This is a genomic window from Acidicapsa ligni (assembly GCF_025685655.1).
In the GTDB taxonomy this organism is placed as follows: domain Bacteria; phylum Acidobacteriota; class Terriglobia; order Terriglobales; family Acidobacteriaceae; genus Acidicapsa; species Acidicapsa ligni.
Genome location: NZ_JAGSYG010000007.1, coordinates 131,541 through 146,739 on the forward strand (window position 1 = coordinate 131,541; position 15,199 = coordinate 146,739).

Consider the following 15,199-nt stretch of genomic DNA (forward strand, 5'->3'; position numbering starts at 1 on the left):
ACAATAGTGATACTTTGTATTGCAGAGGTGTTTTACATGAAGAATGACACGGTTGTCGTGCTGACCGCTCGTAGTGTTGAGCGGATGGTTGGGGAGGGTGGCTCCCAGGCTTGGCGCTTGGTGCCGGGACATGCACGGCAGATGAATTACATCGTTTGCACGCGGAACACGAGGGCGGCCTGGGGCGACGGGCATGAAGATCACCGCTCGGGGTTCCTCATTGCTAAGGTGCGCGATGTGGTGCCCTCACCCGAGGAACCGCTTCGCTGGATGGTCCGCTTCTCCGAGTACGCGCTCATCAACGTGCCCGAGCTGTGGAAGAAGGGCGACCGCAACCCCGTTCGGTATGGCTCTGTGGCGGACCTGGGCATCGATCCCAAGAAGCTGAAGTGGAAGGCAATGCCTGGCGAAGAGAGCGGCGAAGCAGAGGCAGTCGATACAACAGCCTCGCACCCACCCAAGACGAAGCCGCTAACGATCTCCGAGGCGAAGCATGGCCTCGCTATGGCCTTCAACGTCCCGGTCGAGGCGGTAGAGATTACGATACGGGCATGAGACGGGATTGGGAGCATCTACTCAAAGAGTTTGTGTCCGTGGAATGAAGCGCCTGTGCTGACTCGATTACAAGCGCCAGAGATACTCATGTCTACGCCCTCGTCGTCGAGTACGACGGCTTGAGGATTCCCCTCTACGTCGGGCAGACGCGGCGGCTTCTCGGCCGGGTTGGGGACTATCACTCTGCTCAGTTTTATGCGCCTACTGATTTCTGCGTAGGTGAGGCCATCAAGTATCTGCGTGGGGAAAAACAGTGCCGCATCGATTTCCTATACCGATCCTCCGAATCGCACCGTAAGGATGAAAAGGTGCTGATCCGCGAACTTCTGCTGGCCGGGTGTACCCTGCTGAACGTCCTCAGCTCATTCGATTACAAGAGCGCGGAGAAGTCTGACGAGCGGCTGTTAGTCCACAGGTTCTTCGACATGGCTTTGGATCGGGCTCGTATAGCTGGATAAGCTGCGTACTACGGGCCTCTCAGTGCAGTCCGTCCAGCCGAGCGCTGCGCGTTATCATTTCCTGTGGCTAAGCAGAAGAAACAGCATCTCATTCCGAACTGCTACCTGAAAGCGTGGTGCGATCCGGTTGTACCGCCGGGTCAGAGCCCGTTCATCTGGCGAATCCCCAAGGATGGAGGGGAGCCTTTTCGCCGGTCGCCAGAGAAGTCCTTCACCGCTACCGACAAATACACGATCAAAATGCCGAACGGTGAGAGGAACTTGATAATCGAAGATACGCTCGCTGAGCTTGAGAGTAAATTCGTTCAAGTGCGCGACCGAATCAGTAAACGGGACCCGTTGAGCGATGTTGATCGGGCGACGCTTTGCCTGTTCACCGCAGCTATGCACTCCCGAACAAACAAAGCTGGCGAACACTGGCAAAAGACGCAGCAAGAGATGCACGATCAGGTGGTCGCAATGGAAAAGGCGGCGGGTGCAGAGCCGCACACGTCTCTGGAGACGGCGGCACTACTTAAAAACGCTCATCAATTCTTCCTTGCCATGAGCCTTGAGAACGAAGCGCCGTTGTATTTCCAAATGAACCTGACGATCATGGTCACCAACGATCCCATCGGCTTCATCACCTCTGATGCGCCCTGCTCTTGGTACAACCCAAAGGCCCATACCATGCCGCCTTTTTATCGCAGCCCTGGTTTGATGCAAAACGATATAGAGGTAACGATGCCGCTCACTCCGCAACTCATGCTGATGTTCTCACACCATACGTTCGAGCCCTATGTAGAAGTCGGTCAGTTCTTCGTTGAACATGCCAATCACCGGATCAGGGCGTTCGCGGAGAAGGAATTCGTTTCTTGGAAAGGCATCTCTCGTCCAGAGTGGTTCGTTCAGCGCGAACTACCGACAGACGCATGGGAAAACACAGAAGCGGGTAAGAAGGCTTTGCGCGAGCAAGCTGAGTGGGATGAGATGCGGAAACAGGCTGGTTCGTAGCAGGTGCATCGTGTGGCGTTCCGCTCCTGTTACGATTCTGTCGAGGCGCAGATAGGACATGGCAGGTGGGCAGGCGACGCCAAAGGGCGATGAATCGAAGAAGAAACCGATGACAGCAGAAGAGTTCGTCACAAAGGCACCTCTCTACGTAAAGGTGCCAATCAGCTTTTATCCGCCGAGGGAAATCAGCTTCGATTGCTGGCACGAAAAGTGCGGCAAAGAAACAAGCTGGGTTAGAACCGATGAAGTCGTTGTAGTTGGTTCTGGTAGCGAGAGGGGCGCTCGACCTGCCGACTACGACCTAAAATCATGTTCCTACATCTGCATTAAGTGTCAGCACTCCGTGCTAACTATCGTTTATCGGGATATGCAACGGGGCAAGACGGTCGTGCGGCCAAGACTGGGAACCGGAATGTCCAGCAGACCCTCGACCCCTCCGGCCAGCGTGGATGTGGTCACGGAAGTGATGAAGGTTGGACAGTACCCGGCTCCATCCGTAGTCTTACCCAAGGATTTAGAGCGCAACCTCGGCGAGGATGCGGCTCAATTCTACCGTCGTGCCCTCGTTTGCCGAAACAATGGCTTCGGCCTAGCGGCAGCGACTTATATCCGGCGCGTGGTGGAGGACAAGACGAACGAGCTGATCGAGCTTGCCGCTGAAGTGGCAGAATCGCATCAGTTGGATGAAGCAACGGTTGCCGCAATCAGGAAGGCGGCCGACTCGACGGTTTACACGCGATTTGAGGACAAACTGCAATACGCCAGCACAGTTTTCCCGGATACACTTCTGGTCGGCAGTTATAACCCTCTGGCAACGCTCTACAGCCTAGTCAGCAAAGGCATCCACGGTCTGAGCGAGGAAGAATGTATAGCGATTGCCGACGATACATCGGCGGTTTTTGACTACGTGTTCGCAAAGCTCAGGGCAGACATGACGGAGCGAAATAAGTTCGTCGAGCGCATGAAAAGGCTCAACCAGCCGGACAAGAAGCCGGAGCCCTCCCCGGCGGAATAGGATCCTCGGTAGTGTGGGTGATTCCCCTCTCTTTGCTCACTGGAGAAAAGCAACCGGCTCATACAAGCTCACGATCGTATCGATGACGTGATAGAGCCGAATTGCTTCAATACGCTCGTTGGGCGGAACTTGTAGTCCGTGCATAATGCCTTTTCGCCGAATGCCAACCTTCCCACTGAACTGCGCGTTGTACTGCTCGTAGTGATCTTCGGTAAATGAGACAACGGACTTCATCGCAAAAGCGATCTCCCCTTGTTCGCCAATCTCCTTGTACCTCTTCCGGACGGTCTTCGTCATATCCGTAGAAGGAAACGGACGCGGTGCATCCAGTTGTCGAAGTGCATGTTCAAGTACGGAGACCAGCAATGGAATCACGAGCGCATATTGCTCGTTTCGGAAAGAGACGAACGACTGTTCCAGCCCGGTCGAAAAAAGGTTGAGACATTCAACTCGTTTCAGCCGCTCTTCGATACCTTGCAGGGCAGCGTCCGTTTCTTCGTAATACGTCAGCATATAGGCGTTCGCCGCCTCTGCGTCCGGACATTCGGAAAGATGCAGGATGACAGAAAGCCCCATATCTTCGGTCACTGTCCAACCGAGATGGCCGATCTCACCGGAGCTTTCAAGAGCCTTTTGGATACGCGGCAAAGCCTGTGCCATCTGATCGATCTGCTCACGATGGTCAACTAACCATTGCCCGACACGAACCTGCGCGGCCCGCATCGTTTCAAAGAACGATGCGATTGGTTCCATATACATATCAATGGTTTGTTTGACTTCAAATGCCAGCCGCGCAAAGGCCGCCGCCGCCGCTTGAATCTCCTGTATCGCAGGAATGTTCTGCAATGCGGAGAGATTCATCGCAGTTTCCTGCGCTGCGATGACCCGTTGATTCGCTTTCACGAGCTTCTTGAGTTCTTCGTCGATCACGGAACGCATGGCTGCTTTATCGTCCATAGGCTCCATTCTGCACTTTTCCATGACTTCCAGGTGGAACGTCGCGATGCTCTGTTAGCTGCGGCGAAGCTATCAGAATCACCTTGCGTCGATTGACGGAGATCATTTCCCCACACCAACGGACAAACGCCTGCTCAAGCTGAATCTGATGGAGGACGTCTCCTCCCTTGTCTCCAGCCGCGTAGCGTCTTTCGCCACCCTCCTCAGCGGGGAGGTCCACCCTCCCCGCAACGCCCCACCGGGTAGAACAAGCAAAAGCTGCTAAGGGGAGCTTCGCCCCTCGCGCCTGCAAGCCACTCCCCAATCTTCCGCGCTTCGCTTGTGCAGACCTCCGCTGCGCTCCGCCCTCCGCCTTGCTCCGGGTGGGGATACCCCTCGGCTTGCACTTGCTACCCCCCACCTTCGCCAGGAGGCGTTCGGCATGTACATGCCGCGTTTCAACGCGGACGTGCAACAGCAACCGCAACCACGAGGGAGAAGCAAGCGATGAAGAAGCCAAGCACCAGCCGCAGACCGAACATCTACCAGACCGTCACCGACCGCATTCTCTCCAGCCTTAAGGCTGGCGTCATTCCGTGGGAGAAGCCGTGGCAGACCCCACACTTTATCGGAGGCCCGTTCCCGCGCAACTTCCGTACCGGGAAACCGTATCGCGGCATCAACGTATTTTTGCTTTGGTCCAGTCCCTATAACTCTCCCTTCTGGCTCACCTTCAAACAAGCGCAGGAGCTAAAAGGCACCGTCCGCAAGGGAGAGAAAGGGACGCAGATTGTCTTTTACAAACAGCTACGTGACCGTAGGAAGGAAGACGAAAGCATCCGCGAAGCGGACGACCGCGCCCCCTTTGTTCTCTGCTACTACACCGTCTTCAACGTCGAGCAGTGCGACGGCCTCACGCTCCCGCAAATCATCGAGCAGCCCACCGCCGCCCCGGAGATCGACGCGGACGAGACGTGCGAAGCCATCGTTACCGGATGGGAGAACCGCCCCGGCCTTCATCTGACCAGTGCGACCGAGTGCCGCGCTTACTACCGGCCAAGCACCGATTCCGTCCACATGCCCGTCCGCTCCCGCTTCGTGGATGCCCCCCACTACTACAGCACCCTGTTTCACGAGCTAGTCCACAGCACAGGCCACGAAAGCCGCTTGAATCGCACCTTTGGCGACCGCTTCGGAGATGACCTCTACAGCAAGGAAGAACTGGTAGCCGAGATGGGCGCGGCCTTCCTTTGCGCCATCGCGGAGATTGCAGACGAACACACCGACCGCAACACCACCGCCTATATCCAGAGCTGGATTTCCAAGCTGGAAGAGGATAACCGCCTCATCGTTCACGCCGCCGCCAATGCTCAAAGAGCGGTGGATTCGATCCTCGGCACCACGTTTGCGGAAGAGGAAGAAGAATACGCCGCCAACGTCACCGTGTTGCAGTCGCCCGTCCATGTAGCGGCGGAACTTGCGGAGGTGGCCTAATGCAGACCATCCTCGACATTCTCAAGAAGGCCGGAGGGTGGCACCCCGGCCTGTATCTCAAGATCGACAACGCCCCATATATGGAGCTTGTCATCGAGGCGATGGACGAGTCGGGACCGATGGGACTCCCCGCTATCTCCGTAGCGCACTACGGCGAACAGAACGGCGACCTCATGCGTGACCCCGAGATGTGTTTCGAGCTTGGTTTTGCGGGAGGTGCGCACTTAGACCCTTGGTACTGGCGCAACGATTACGTTGCCGTCGAGCAATGGAGCCGCAACATCGTCCGTGACCACTACGTGTTCCTCTTCCAGTTGCATGAGCAGCACGTCCGCTTTGCGAAGACATGGGACAACAACCTGCGCTTGCAGGGATTTTCCGAAGTCTTCGATCCGCACAAACACATACGCGGATAGCCCAAGTTCCCCGCCCACGGAGCGGAGACAGGGTAGCGTGTCCGCCCCACAACTTCACAGCACAACCACGCCCAAGGAGGGCATCATGCAGGATTCGAGCGCATTCCAGTACATCGCCATCGATCAGATTCACGAGTCCACCACCAACCCACGCCTCACCTTCGATCAGTCGAAGTTGGAGGAGCTTGCCGAGTCTATCCGGCAGCATGGCCTCATTCAGCCTGTCACCGTGCGGCCCAACGCAAGCGGCTTTGAGATCGTCGCAGGAGCAAGGCGCTTCCGTGCCTCGCAGCTTGCCGAACTCTTCTCCATTCCTGCCCGTATCGTCGAACTGGACGACGCCGCCGCAATGGAGTGGCAGCTCGTTGAAAATTCGCAACGAGTCGACGTGCATCCGTATGAGGAGGCACAAGGCTTCCAACGATTGCTCGACATGCCCGGCTATGACGTGGCCGCGCTCGTCTTGAAGTCTGGCAAAAGCGCATCGCACATCTACGCCCGTCTGTCTCTCTTGCAACTCATCCCCGAGGTGGCCGAAGCCTTCGTGCAGGAACGCATCACGGCCAGCCATGCGAACTTGCTTGCACGTCTGCCCCAGGAGCACCAAGCTACCGCCTTTGAGCAGTGCTGGCGTAAGGACTGGCAGGACAAAGAGCCGCATCTTCTCCCGGCCAAGCATCTTTCCGCTTGGATCGAGACCAACCTCTATCTCGCCCTTGCGGATGCTCCTTTCGACCGTGAGGACACCTCCCTAAACACCTCTGCCGGAGCTTGCGTGACTTGCCCCCGCCGCAGCGGTTTCAATACGTCCCTCTTCTCCGATGTGCAGGGCGACCAGTGCCTCGACGGTCTCTGCTACCAGACCAAAGTTGCCGCGTACATCGACCGTGAGTTGGCCGCACATCCGCACCTTGTCCAAATCGAGACGACGTGGCGACCTGCGAAAGAACAACGCCCCGGCGTTCTCGCCAAGCACTCCTACCGCGAACTCGACACGCCCGACAACCCGGACGCAGAGCCGCCGTGCGAACACACCAAATCCGCATTGATCGTCTTCGGACGCCATGCCGGAAAAACCATCACCGTTTGCACCGATGACGAATGCCCGGTGCATGATCCCGCCACGGCTGCTCGTGTCAGTAAGCAAGAAGCGGAATACGAACAGCGTCGTAAGGAGCATGAAGCGGAACAGCGGCGACGCGAGGAGGAACGCGAAGCCGATTTGGAGAAGCAACAGAAGCACTACGAAGCCGAACAGAAGCGACGGGAGAAGTTGAGCAAGGCACGGACAGCGACCTTCGAGCGCATTCTCGACCAAGCCCCAGCCATGTTCACCACCGCGCAGCTTCGCACCTTCCTGCGCTTGCTTGTCTACATCGACCCGTACAGCTTCCTTGAGGAGGTAGCTAGCCACTTCGCCGGGAACGACGAAAACGCACAGCAGACCGACGAGGAAATCGTACTCGCCGCACTGGAAAACACCGCAGACGACAAGCTAACCAGCTTTGCCCTGCGTCTGGCCCTCATCGACCACGTCAGCATCCCCCGCGAAAACGAACCAGACCCATTGTCCGAGGCCGAGGGCGTATTCGCTCCACCACAGCCGAAGTCTTCCAAGCCAAAGAGTGCGAGCAAATCTAAGGAGACGCCCAAGCTCGTCAAGACTCCTCAGAAAAAAAGCCCTGCCAAGAAGCAGAAGGCGGCGTAAGCGAAATGGGAGCGGCGACGCCCCCATTTCGCTCAATCACAGCTTGTCCGGAGTTTCTCTTCTGGCACAACAACGGCGCTTCCGCGCCGCGCCGGGAGAAACCGCTTTGGTTTCTCCCGGACTCTCATCCCGCCTTCTCTCCGGCCTCCGCTCGCTGGCTGCGCGGCAGGACGACGTTCCCCCTTCCCTTGGTCGCGACAACCGGAGATCAATTGATTCGCGCCACGAAGGTTGAAAAGGGACAGACCATTCTACTAACGGGTGCCGTGGGGAGCGTCGGACGTATGGCACTGTTTTCCGCGCTCGAGATCGGAGCTAAAGTCATCGCGGGTGTCCGCAAGGCCCAGATCAACGAAGCCCTCAAGGCGGGCGCAACCGAAGCGATTGATGTGAATGATGACGCCGCGATCGCGAAACTTCCAGTGTTGGACGCGGTCGCCGACACAGTTGGCGGAACAGTTACGACGAAAATCATCGGCAAAGTGAAACCCGGCGGCTTCCTCGCAACGGTGACATCGGCACCAGCGAACGCCTCTGAGTTCAAAGTTACGGTCAAGGCCATTAGCTCTGCGCCCGACCCAAAGGCCTATGTCCACTATGGAACTGCAGTCCGCGACGGAAAGCTTGTGTTGCCTATCGAAAAGACCTTTCCGATGGCTGAAGCTGCCGAAGCTCAGGCATTTGCGGAAAAGGGAAACGTCGGCAAGGTCGTCCTGACGGCCTGACTCGCTCGATTCACGTTTCTGTGTGTTTCAGGCCCGCCCGAAACACACAGAAACGCTTATCCATTGCCAGGTGTCTCCAGAAAGATCCTCTTCGGTGACATAGCCACAAGAGGACGCAAATTGGTTAGGGCTACCAGATCTGACAAGTCTTCGCAGGCATCATGGGTTGTCCCACCTTACAGGAGAAAGCGTTCCCAAACTGACGCATGTTCTGCACCGATCCGTTCACCCGGAACTGGTCGAGAGAGTGCGGATCTGTCAACATGAGGACTCTTTCGCGTTCCGGGCGAGTAGCTCCGCAATATTCCTGCCCAAAGGCAATAAAGAATTGCTGTTCGGGGGTGAAGCCGTCAGCTCTATCGGCAAGAGCGATACGTTTTTTGGCCACAGCTTCCAGCATTGCCAGGTAGGCAAGCCGAAGCCCTCCATTGTCAGCAATATTCTCGCCCAAGGTAAGCTCCCCATTAACGTGGAGATCACCTTCTGCAAAGTTTGAGTATTCCTGTACAAAGCAGGAGGCTTTCTCATCAAACTTCCGCTTGTCATCGGCGCTCCACCAGTCAGCCAGGCTGCCGGTGTAATCATAATGAGCGCCAGAGTTATCGAATCCGTGGGTGATCTCATGGCCAATGACCGCACCGAGATGACCGTAGTTAGTGGCGATTGTACTGGTTGCATCGTAGGACGGCGGTAGAATCGAACCGGCATTCACATTCATGCTCAAGCGAGAGTTCGTCCAATAGGCACCTGAATAGATAGGACTCATCGCGAGTTCTGTCTTATCGGCTGGCTGGCCGATCCTTTGAAAGGTCCGCTGTGCATTCAGCTGCGCCGCTTTTAAATAGTTCGCGAGCGGGTCGTTTTGGGTTACGGTGACAGCCGACCATCCATTCCACGGATCGAGCCGAACAATGTTATTGGTAATCGCGTCAACTTTCCGTTTTGCCTGTAACTTTGTGTCCGGGCCCATCCATGAAAGGCCATCGATCTCGTGTGTCAGCGCGGCTTCAACCTGCGCGACCATCTGATCAACGGATCGGATCTCGTCCGCAGAGAACATCTGGTGAATGACTGCGCTGGACACAGGGCCTGGAATGTCTGAAGTAATGGATGACAAGCATCGTCGCTCTCGCGGTGCCTGTTGTTTCATCCCCAACATTATCCTGCCCTCAAAGGAGAACTTCTCGTCGTCTAGGGCCACCGGTAAGTCCACACCGGGAATGGAGGACAATACTCTCCACCGCAGGAACGAGCGCAGAGTCTCAAGGTTCGAGGTGTTGATCACCTCCTCCACACGTTGAATATAAGCAGGAGACCACACATTGATTTTGATTGGATACTTAACTCCAATTCCTGCAAAGTACTTCCTCCAGCCCAAAGCAGGTGTGAGATGCTCAAGCTCATCCAACGTAAACGCATGGTAACGAGCTACCGGATCGCGGCGAATTGCGGGCTCCGGGAATTTCCCTACCAACTGTACTTCAAGCGAGACAATGTTTTCCGCCACTGCCCGGCTATGTTGTGCGTTCTTGCCAGACAACGCCAGAAGCGCTGCGATATGCGCGACATACTGCTGCCGCAGAGCGACGGCCTTGGCATCTTTCGACATGTAATTCTCGCCGGTTTGCAAACCAAAGCCTGCCTGGTCCACCACGGCGATCGTCTGGTTGGCGTGCAGTTCGTCGGCGAAGGCGTACACGCGAAAGAAGCTATCGCCTTGCACCATCTGAATTTCCGCGAGCAACGCGGGCAACTGGCTTTTGTCCGAGAACGCATCAATAGCCAACAACAGAGGCCTCAGCGCCGTTAGCCCTTTGGCATCGACTGCGTCGACATCCATACATGCCGTGTAATAGTCGCCCAGCAAACGTTCTTCTGGAGTGTGCTCTCCCGGGGATGCGTCATTCACCAGAATCCCTTTTAGAGCCGCTCGGATCTGTGCGCCTGAACTCGCGCCGGGGCTGGACTCCATTTCGTCCGCACGAATGGGATAGAGCTTGTTGAAATTACCGCAGGCAAACTTCGCGAAGTCCACACATGGATCCGCTCCAAGATCCATTACGCGTGGGTCCAGCGGGCGAAGTGTTCCGGCAGACGGCTGCAACTGCTGTGCGGACCCGACGGCAGAGAAGAGACATAACGAACAGAATTTGATGAGTAGCCGGTTTCTGGCGGAGCAAGTCATTGATGCCGACAGTCGTTCAAAAGACATAAATCGTTCCTGGTCAATCGTTGAGCCCCACGGTGGACTCGCCGACGCATAAAGCAGCCTTGCTCCGTGTGATTACAGACGTTCTGTTAAACTTAGCCGACAAGTCCGTGCCAAAGATGTGAACGGGCGCGGAGATAAGATGCTAAGTCGCTCGTGGGCCTGCCGAGGATGGCACCAAGTGAGGAATCGACGTAAGCGACTTCGCCAGCTTGAATCGCCTCGTAAGAACCTACCCAGGCCCCAACCTCCCATTCGGAAGCGCCGAGTGTTCTACGCCATGTGTAAGCCTGTTCGATCGATTCTTCCTGATATCGAAGCTGACGTTCCGTGATATCCGACAGCACCTCAGCGGTTTCGGCGAGGGATAGAGCTGATGGCCCTGTCATTGGAAAGGTCCCGATGAAGTCGTGTTCGGTGGACAGAAGAGTTGCCGCCGCTTCGGCAATCTCATCCCGCCCCACCCAGGAAACCTTGCCATCTCCGGCAGGGCCTTTAATTACGCCACTCCTGTCGAACATCTTTGGCGCTAGATCTGAATAAAAACTGTCTTGCAAAATGGTGTGCCGTATGCTGGTTTCCTTTAGATACTGTTCACTCTCGTAGTGGTCGCGGGACATGGGAAACTTCGAATTAGGAGCGGCTCCAAGAAATGACAGATAGATCACATATGGGACCCCAGCTCGTCGCGCCGCTTGGAATGCATTGCGGTGAAGCTTGGCTCTATCGCCAGGAGCAGAGGAGCCAGAGACAATGAAGGCCGCGCGCACTCCGGCAAAGGCCCGATCGAGTGATGGAATATCCCGGTAGTCGCCTTCCACTGTCTCCGCAGTGGAAAAACCTTTAAGCTTGTTTGCGTCTCGGGTGAATAGACGAACCGGCATTTGGTTATCCAGAAGCTGTTTTGCGATCGCTGAACCGATCATTCCGCTAACGCCAGTGACAAGAATAGTGGAATCGGAATTCATTGTTTTTTACCTTTCTGTGGCACAAGTCGCGCCGGAATCTATTTCAGGGGTTGCGCCCGAACATTGTTGCTGTGGCTTTGTGATGTTCCTGCAATGAAGCTGTGAATTTCTTGCGTCAGCTAAGGAATTACTCTGGCCAGTCCGGAGACTCCGGTTTTGCCGTTGGTTGGCCGCGGTTGGATTATAGGGATCCGAAACCCAAAGGTGGCGCCTCTAGCATTATTATTTATCGCCCACAGCTTTCCATTGTGGAGCTCAATGATCGACCTGCTGATGGAGAGTCCTATTCCCATCCCATCGGGCTTAGTTGTAAAGAAATATTCAAAGAGTTGATCTGCAAATTCAGGATCGAATCCGGTCCCGGAATCTTCAACGGACATGCAGACATATTCGCCGTCATGTTCCGTACGGACGACGATGGTGCGTACCTGATCATCGGCAGTGGCTAGTGCGTCGACAGAGTTGCGCAGCAAATTCAGGATCACCTGCTGCAGTTGAACTCGATCTCCAGTGATCTGAGGTAAGGTATCCGTGAGCTCTTGGCGCAACACAATCTGGCTTTTCCGGAGATCGGCTAAAGAAAGGTCAATGACGTCGCGGATAGCATCGTTCAGATCAACCGACTCAGCGACTCGTCCTTTGCGACTGAATAGCTTTCGCAGTCGTACAAGTACTTCTGAGGTACGATTTCCGTCGCGGATGATTCGCCGTGCAGCATCCTTTGCGCCGTCAATGTTGGGTGGCGAATCGTCCAACATGCCGACACAAATGTTTCCATTAGTAATGATTCCGGAGAGCGGTTGATTTACCTCATGCACGACCGATGCCGTCAGAGCCCCGATGCAACTCGTCCGAATTTCCTCTATGAGCTGTTGATTCAAGATTTCGAGCTCTCGCGTCCGCTCGGCTACCCGTCGAGCAATTTCGTTCTCTATGCCTGAGCGCGTCATCGATATTTGGAAGGCATTTTGGTTTGGCGGGGGAAAACAGTCGATTTGCGCGTGGAGGTCACTGGAATCAGAGAAATCCATGTCCTGGTCTTCCATAGATGGCTGAATTGAATTCTGGCCCGAACGACACTCGTCTTCCAGGCGTGCCTCCACCACTGATGTCGCCGGAGCATCGAGTGTGGCATCGCCGGTTTGTACCAACGAAATCCTTCCGAGGGCCGTAACCGGCATCATGCTCCTCCACAACCGAGTAATTCGCTGAAGGTTGTAACGTAATTTACCGTACCGAACGTGCGGTACACTATTCCTAAATTGATAACACCTTAGACACGAACCGAACGCGTATCCATTCCTTCGAACTTGTGTCCAAACGTTAGGAATTTCTGGTTGTGAGCTAAGAAAGGATTCTTTTTCAAACATGGGAGATTCGCTCAAAGTACAGAGGCTTGTTGCCTCAAATAGTCCGGATGTTTACACCCAAGTGCTGACCAGCCAGTGCATCGCAAAGATTTTGAAGCCAGCTACCTTTCAGCACGGCTTCCAACCCGGCAAGCTGGTCCCGTACTCCTACGGCGCTGGAGAGATGATCCTCTCTCGCCGGGACACGGCGGAGTGGGTGAGATGGACCAGCGATGCCGTTCTGCTGGTACTCGAACTGCCCGACAGTGCCCTACAAGCGGTGGCACAGGCAACCGGAGCGGATCGGATCGAGATCGAAGGCACCCCGCGCTTTGAAGACAAGCGCGTGGCTGCCTTGATTGAGGCTGTGGAACAGGAGCAGGCCGACGGATTTCCGTCGGGGCGGCTTTATCTCGATGGCATAGGACAGGCGTTAGCTGCGGCCGTCACACAGGTGCGCGGTGTTCTTCGCAAGCCACTGCGCTCCTATTCCGGAGCACTTACACCCCCTCAACTGCGAAGAGTGACCGAGTATATCCACGAACGGATCGATGAGGATATGAGTGTCATGCAACTCGCGGAAACGGTACAGCTAAGTCCGGCTTATTTTTCCCAAATGTTTCAGCGTTCTACCGGATACGCCCCGCATCAGTTTGTGATTCGGACGCGGATTCAACGCGCAAAAGAAATGTTGATTACTTCGGAGAGAAAGATCATCGAGGTAGCACTCGCCTGTGGATTCGAGACATCACAACACTTCGCTCGGGTATTCCAAAAACTCTGTAACGTTACACCGTCGGAATTTCGTCGGCAGGCGCGCCTCCCCTGAGGAAAACACCAGCTCGCAGGGCAGAGCGTGGCAGCGGTCACAAAGAGAAACCTATGTAGAAGCTGCGTTTCGTCCAAAGCCCCTCTAAAGCGATCTAAGATGTGTTCTCCTTGTTCACGCAATCGATCCGTGACCGACCTCGCTGTACACCGCTCTCCTCATAGACTTCCAACTTACCTTCAAGTGCGTTTAAAAAACCGGCTCCTCGCGGCTAAAGCGTGGGACCACGATGACGGAAGAATGTTGGGTCGATAAATACTGATATCGCCAGAATCCTTTCGTCTGAAACGGGTTTAGCAATTCAAGATTTGCCGCCAAGTTTGGACCTACATCTCGCGAGTTTCTCCAATGAGGCGCATGCACGCTCGAACGGACCTGTATTTCCATTGGCAGCGTACAAGACAAAAGCTCCCTGCATCTGAGCAACCCAATCCTCGCTGAAATGACGTGCGTGCTCTGCTGACATTCCACTGTCGCGAGCCAGATCCGCAATCGCCCCCAGCCAGAGATCAAAAACCTCACTAAGTATTTTGCGAGCTTTTCCGCAGACGCTTGAGCCTGCGAGTTTTCCCGGGACACACGGAATCTTTCCGCCCTCGTATATGATTTCAATCGCCTCAACAATCTTGCGGACGCGGACACTCAATGATTCCGGGGAGTCTGCAACTTCAGAGATCGCCTCCTGAACAGCAGCCTTGACTTGTGCGAGCACAGCCTCAACCATCTGCGCCTTCCCCCCAGGAAAGTGATGGTAGAGGCTCGATTTCCCTAAACCAGTTGCGCGGGAAAGATCCGCCAATGAAGCACCCTCGAACCCTCGATCGCGAAATACCGTGAATAATTGATGAACGATTTGCTTCTTTTCATTTACGTCTAGTGCAAGAGGCATGCGGCGCTCCAGACGATACATCGGCTGATGTCAGAAGAGGTCTCGAGAAGTATCGTTATAAAAATTATCCCACGTTTAACGAGCTTTCCCCCCCGCTAATGACCCACTGGAGATATGGTTCCTCCATCCCGCGTGAACTATTGGCTATGCAGCAGCAGGTTTTCGTTAGAGCGCCGTTCAGCGTTTGTCATAGCGAATCATCTTCATAGTGTCTGCTTGCAACTTATCCATGAAAGGCTTCGCGCTTGGTGCCGAAGTGAAGCTCTTCATCGAGGCATCGGCATCTTGTCTGGATCTCCAGTGGACGACGACCAGCCATGTACCGTCTTCACCTGACGCCGACTCCCGCGAAATAAACCCGGGTTGCTTGGCGACATGTTCTCGGCCAACCGCTTTGTCCATGTTTGTGAATTCCTGAGCACTGACGCCCGGTTTCAATTTAAATGTTACTACCTCGATGACCTCGCTCGCCGCATGAGCCACTGCCGTCATCATGAAAAACACCGCGCCCATAATAAGAACTCTTGTTGCATGTTTCATAATCTCTCTCTTTTCTGGGTTTTGACCATCGCTTTGACATTACCGAAGATGGACAAACGGGTGAGATCATACTCACCTTTCGAACAACCATCGGTGCATCCCAAGAGGTCGAATC

16 protein-coding genes are annotated in these 15,199 nt (G+C 55.1%); 9 read left to right on the forward strand and 7 right to left on the reverse strand.

The features are described 5' to 3' along the window. The first annotated feature begins 36 nt into the window (after nt 1–36). The 4 genes from OHL19_RS20260 (at nt 37) to OHL19_RS20275 (ending at nt 3,021) form a co-directional block, all read left to right on the forward strand. Nucleotides 37–555: a hypothetical protein gene (locus OHL19_RS20260; RefSeq protein ID WP_263359654.1), complete on the forward strand. Its 519-nt coding sequence runs from the start codon at nt 37–39 to the stop codon at nt 553–555. A gap of 119 nt (nt 556–674) precedes the next feature. Further along, nucleotides 675–1,013, forward strand: a complete 339-nt coding sequence (locus OHL19_RS20265; protein ID WP_263359655.1) for a hypothetical protein — start codon at nt 675–677, stop codon at nt 1,011–1,013. Nucleotides 1,014–1,076: 63 nt separating this feature from the next. Then, the gene (locus OHL19_RS20270; RefSeq protein ID WP_263359656.1) at nt 1,077–2,006 is read left to right on the forward strand and encodes a DUF4238 domain-containing protein; all 930 of its coding nucleotides are present in this window, start codon (nt 1,077–1,079) and stop codon (nt 2,004–2,006) included. 58 nt (nt 2,007–2,064) lie between these two features. Continuing rightward, nucleotides 2,065–3,021, forward strand: coding sequence for a hypothetical protein (locus tag OHL19_RS20275; RefSeq protein WP_263359657.1), 957 nt, complete (start codon nt 2,065–2,067; stop codon nt 3,019–3,021). Between the two features lie 36 nt (nt 3,022–3,057). Here OHL19_RS20275 and OHL19_RS20280 read toward each other — a convergent pair whose 3' ends face one another. Then, the gene (locus tag OHL19_RS20280; RefSeq protein ID WP_263359658.1) at nt 3,058–3,978 is read right to left on the reverse strand and encodes a hypothetical protein; all 921 of its coding nucleotides are present in this window, start codon (nt 3,976–3,978) and stop codon (nt 3,058–3,060) included. Beyond that, nucleotides 3,968–4,198, reverse strand: a complete 231-nt coding sequence (locus tag OHL19_RS20285; protein ID WP_263359659.1) for a hypothetical protein — start codon at nt 4,196–4,198, stop codon at nt 3,968–3,970. Before OHL19_RS20285 ends, OHL19_RS20280 begins: the two co-directional genes overlap by 11 nt. Before the next feature lie 266 nt (nt 4,199–4,464). Here OHL19_RS20285 and OHL19_RS20290 point away from each other — a divergent pair, with 266 nt between their 5' ends. From OHL19_RS20290 to OHL19_RS20305, 4 genes are read left to right on the forward strand one after another with little or no spacing between them, the layout of a single operon-like run. After that, on the forward strand, nt 4,465–5,451 hold the full coding sequence (locus OHL19_RS20290; RefSeq protein ID WP_263359660.1) for an ArdC family protein: 987 nt from the start codon (nt 4,465–4,467) through the stop codon (nt 5,449–5,451). Continuing rightward, nucleotides 5,451–5,867, forward strand: a complete 417-nt coding sequence (locus OHL19_RS20295; RefSeq protein ID WP_263359661.1) for a DUF6908 domain-containing protein — start codon at nt 5,451–5,453, stop codon at nt 5,865–5,867. The genes OHL19_RS20290 and OHL19_RS20295 overlap by 1 nt, the downstream gene beginning before the upstream one ends. A gap of 37 nt (nt 5,868–5,904) precedes the next feature. Beyond that, entirely contained in the window at nt 5,905–7,575 is a 1,671-nt protein-coding gene (locus tag OHL19_RS20300; protein ID WP_263359662.1) for a ParB/RepB/Spo0J family partition protein, read from the forward strand. Between the two features lie 5 nt (nt 7,576–7,580). Beyond that, nucleotides 7,581–8,300 carry a zinc-binding dehydrogenase gene (locus tag OHL19_RS20305; protein WP_263359663.1) on the forward strand — a complete coding sequence of 240 codons (720 nt, stop codon included), beginning with the start codon at nt 7,581–7,583 and terminating at the stop codon, nt 8,298–8,300. A 130-nt stretch (nt 8,301–8,430) separates the two neighbouring features. Here OHL19_RS20305 and OHL19_RS20310 read toward each other — a convergent pair whose 3' ends face one another. From OHL19_RS20310 to OHL19_RS20320, 3 genes are all read right to left on the reverse strand, one after another. After that, nucleotides 8,431–10,512 carry a M13-type metalloendopeptidase gene (locus tag OHL19_RS20310; protein ID WP_263359664.1) on the reverse strand — a complete coding sequence of 694 codons (2,082 nt, stop codon included), beginning with the start codon at nt 10,510–10,512 and terminating at the stop codon, nt 8,431–8,433. A 92-nt stretch (nt 10,513–10,604) separates the two neighbouring features. After that, the gene (locus OHL19_RS20315; RefSeq protein ID WP_263359665.1) at nt 10,605–11,477 is read right to left on the reverse strand and encodes an SDR family oxidoreductase; all 873 of its coding nucleotides are present in this window, start codon (nt 11,475–11,477) and stop codon (nt 10,605–10,607) included. A gap of 119 nt (nt 11,478–11,596) precedes the next feature. Next, nucleotides 11,597–12,661, reverse strand: a complete 1,065-nt coding sequence (locus OHL19_RS20320) for a sensor histidine kinase (RefSeq protein WP_263359666.1) — start codon at nt 12,659–12,661, stop codon at nt 11,597–11,599. A gap of 184 nt (nt 12,662–12,845) precedes the next feature. Here OHL19_RS20320 and OHL19_RS20325 point away from each other — a divergent pair, with 184 nt between their 5' ends. Continuing rightward, a complete protein-coding gene (locus OHL19_RS20325) occupies nt 12,846–13,655 on the forward strand; it encodes a helix-turn-helix domain-containing protein (protein WP_263359667.1) in 810 nt (269 codons plus the stop codon). Between the two features lie 301 nt (nt 13,656–13,956). On the opposite strand, the gene OHL19_RS20330 is transcribed toward OHL19_RS20325, so the two are convergent. Together OHL19_RS20330 and OHL19_RS20335 are read right to left on the reverse strand one after the other, a co-directional pair. Continuing rightward, complete coding sequence (locus tag OHL19_RS20330) at nt 13,957–14,544, reverse strand: TetR/AcrR family transcriptional regulator (RefSeq protein ID WP_263359668.1); 588 nt, start codon at nt 14,542–14,544, stop codon at nt 13,957–13,959. Between the two features lie 177 nt (nt 14,545–14,721). Then, a complete protein-coding gene (locus OHL19_RS20335; protein WP_263359669.1) occupies nt 14,722–15,084 on the reverse strand; it encodes an antibiotic biosynthesis monooxygenase family protein in 363 nt (120 codons plus the stop codon). Between the last annotated feature and the right edge of the window lie 115 nt (nt 15,085–15,199).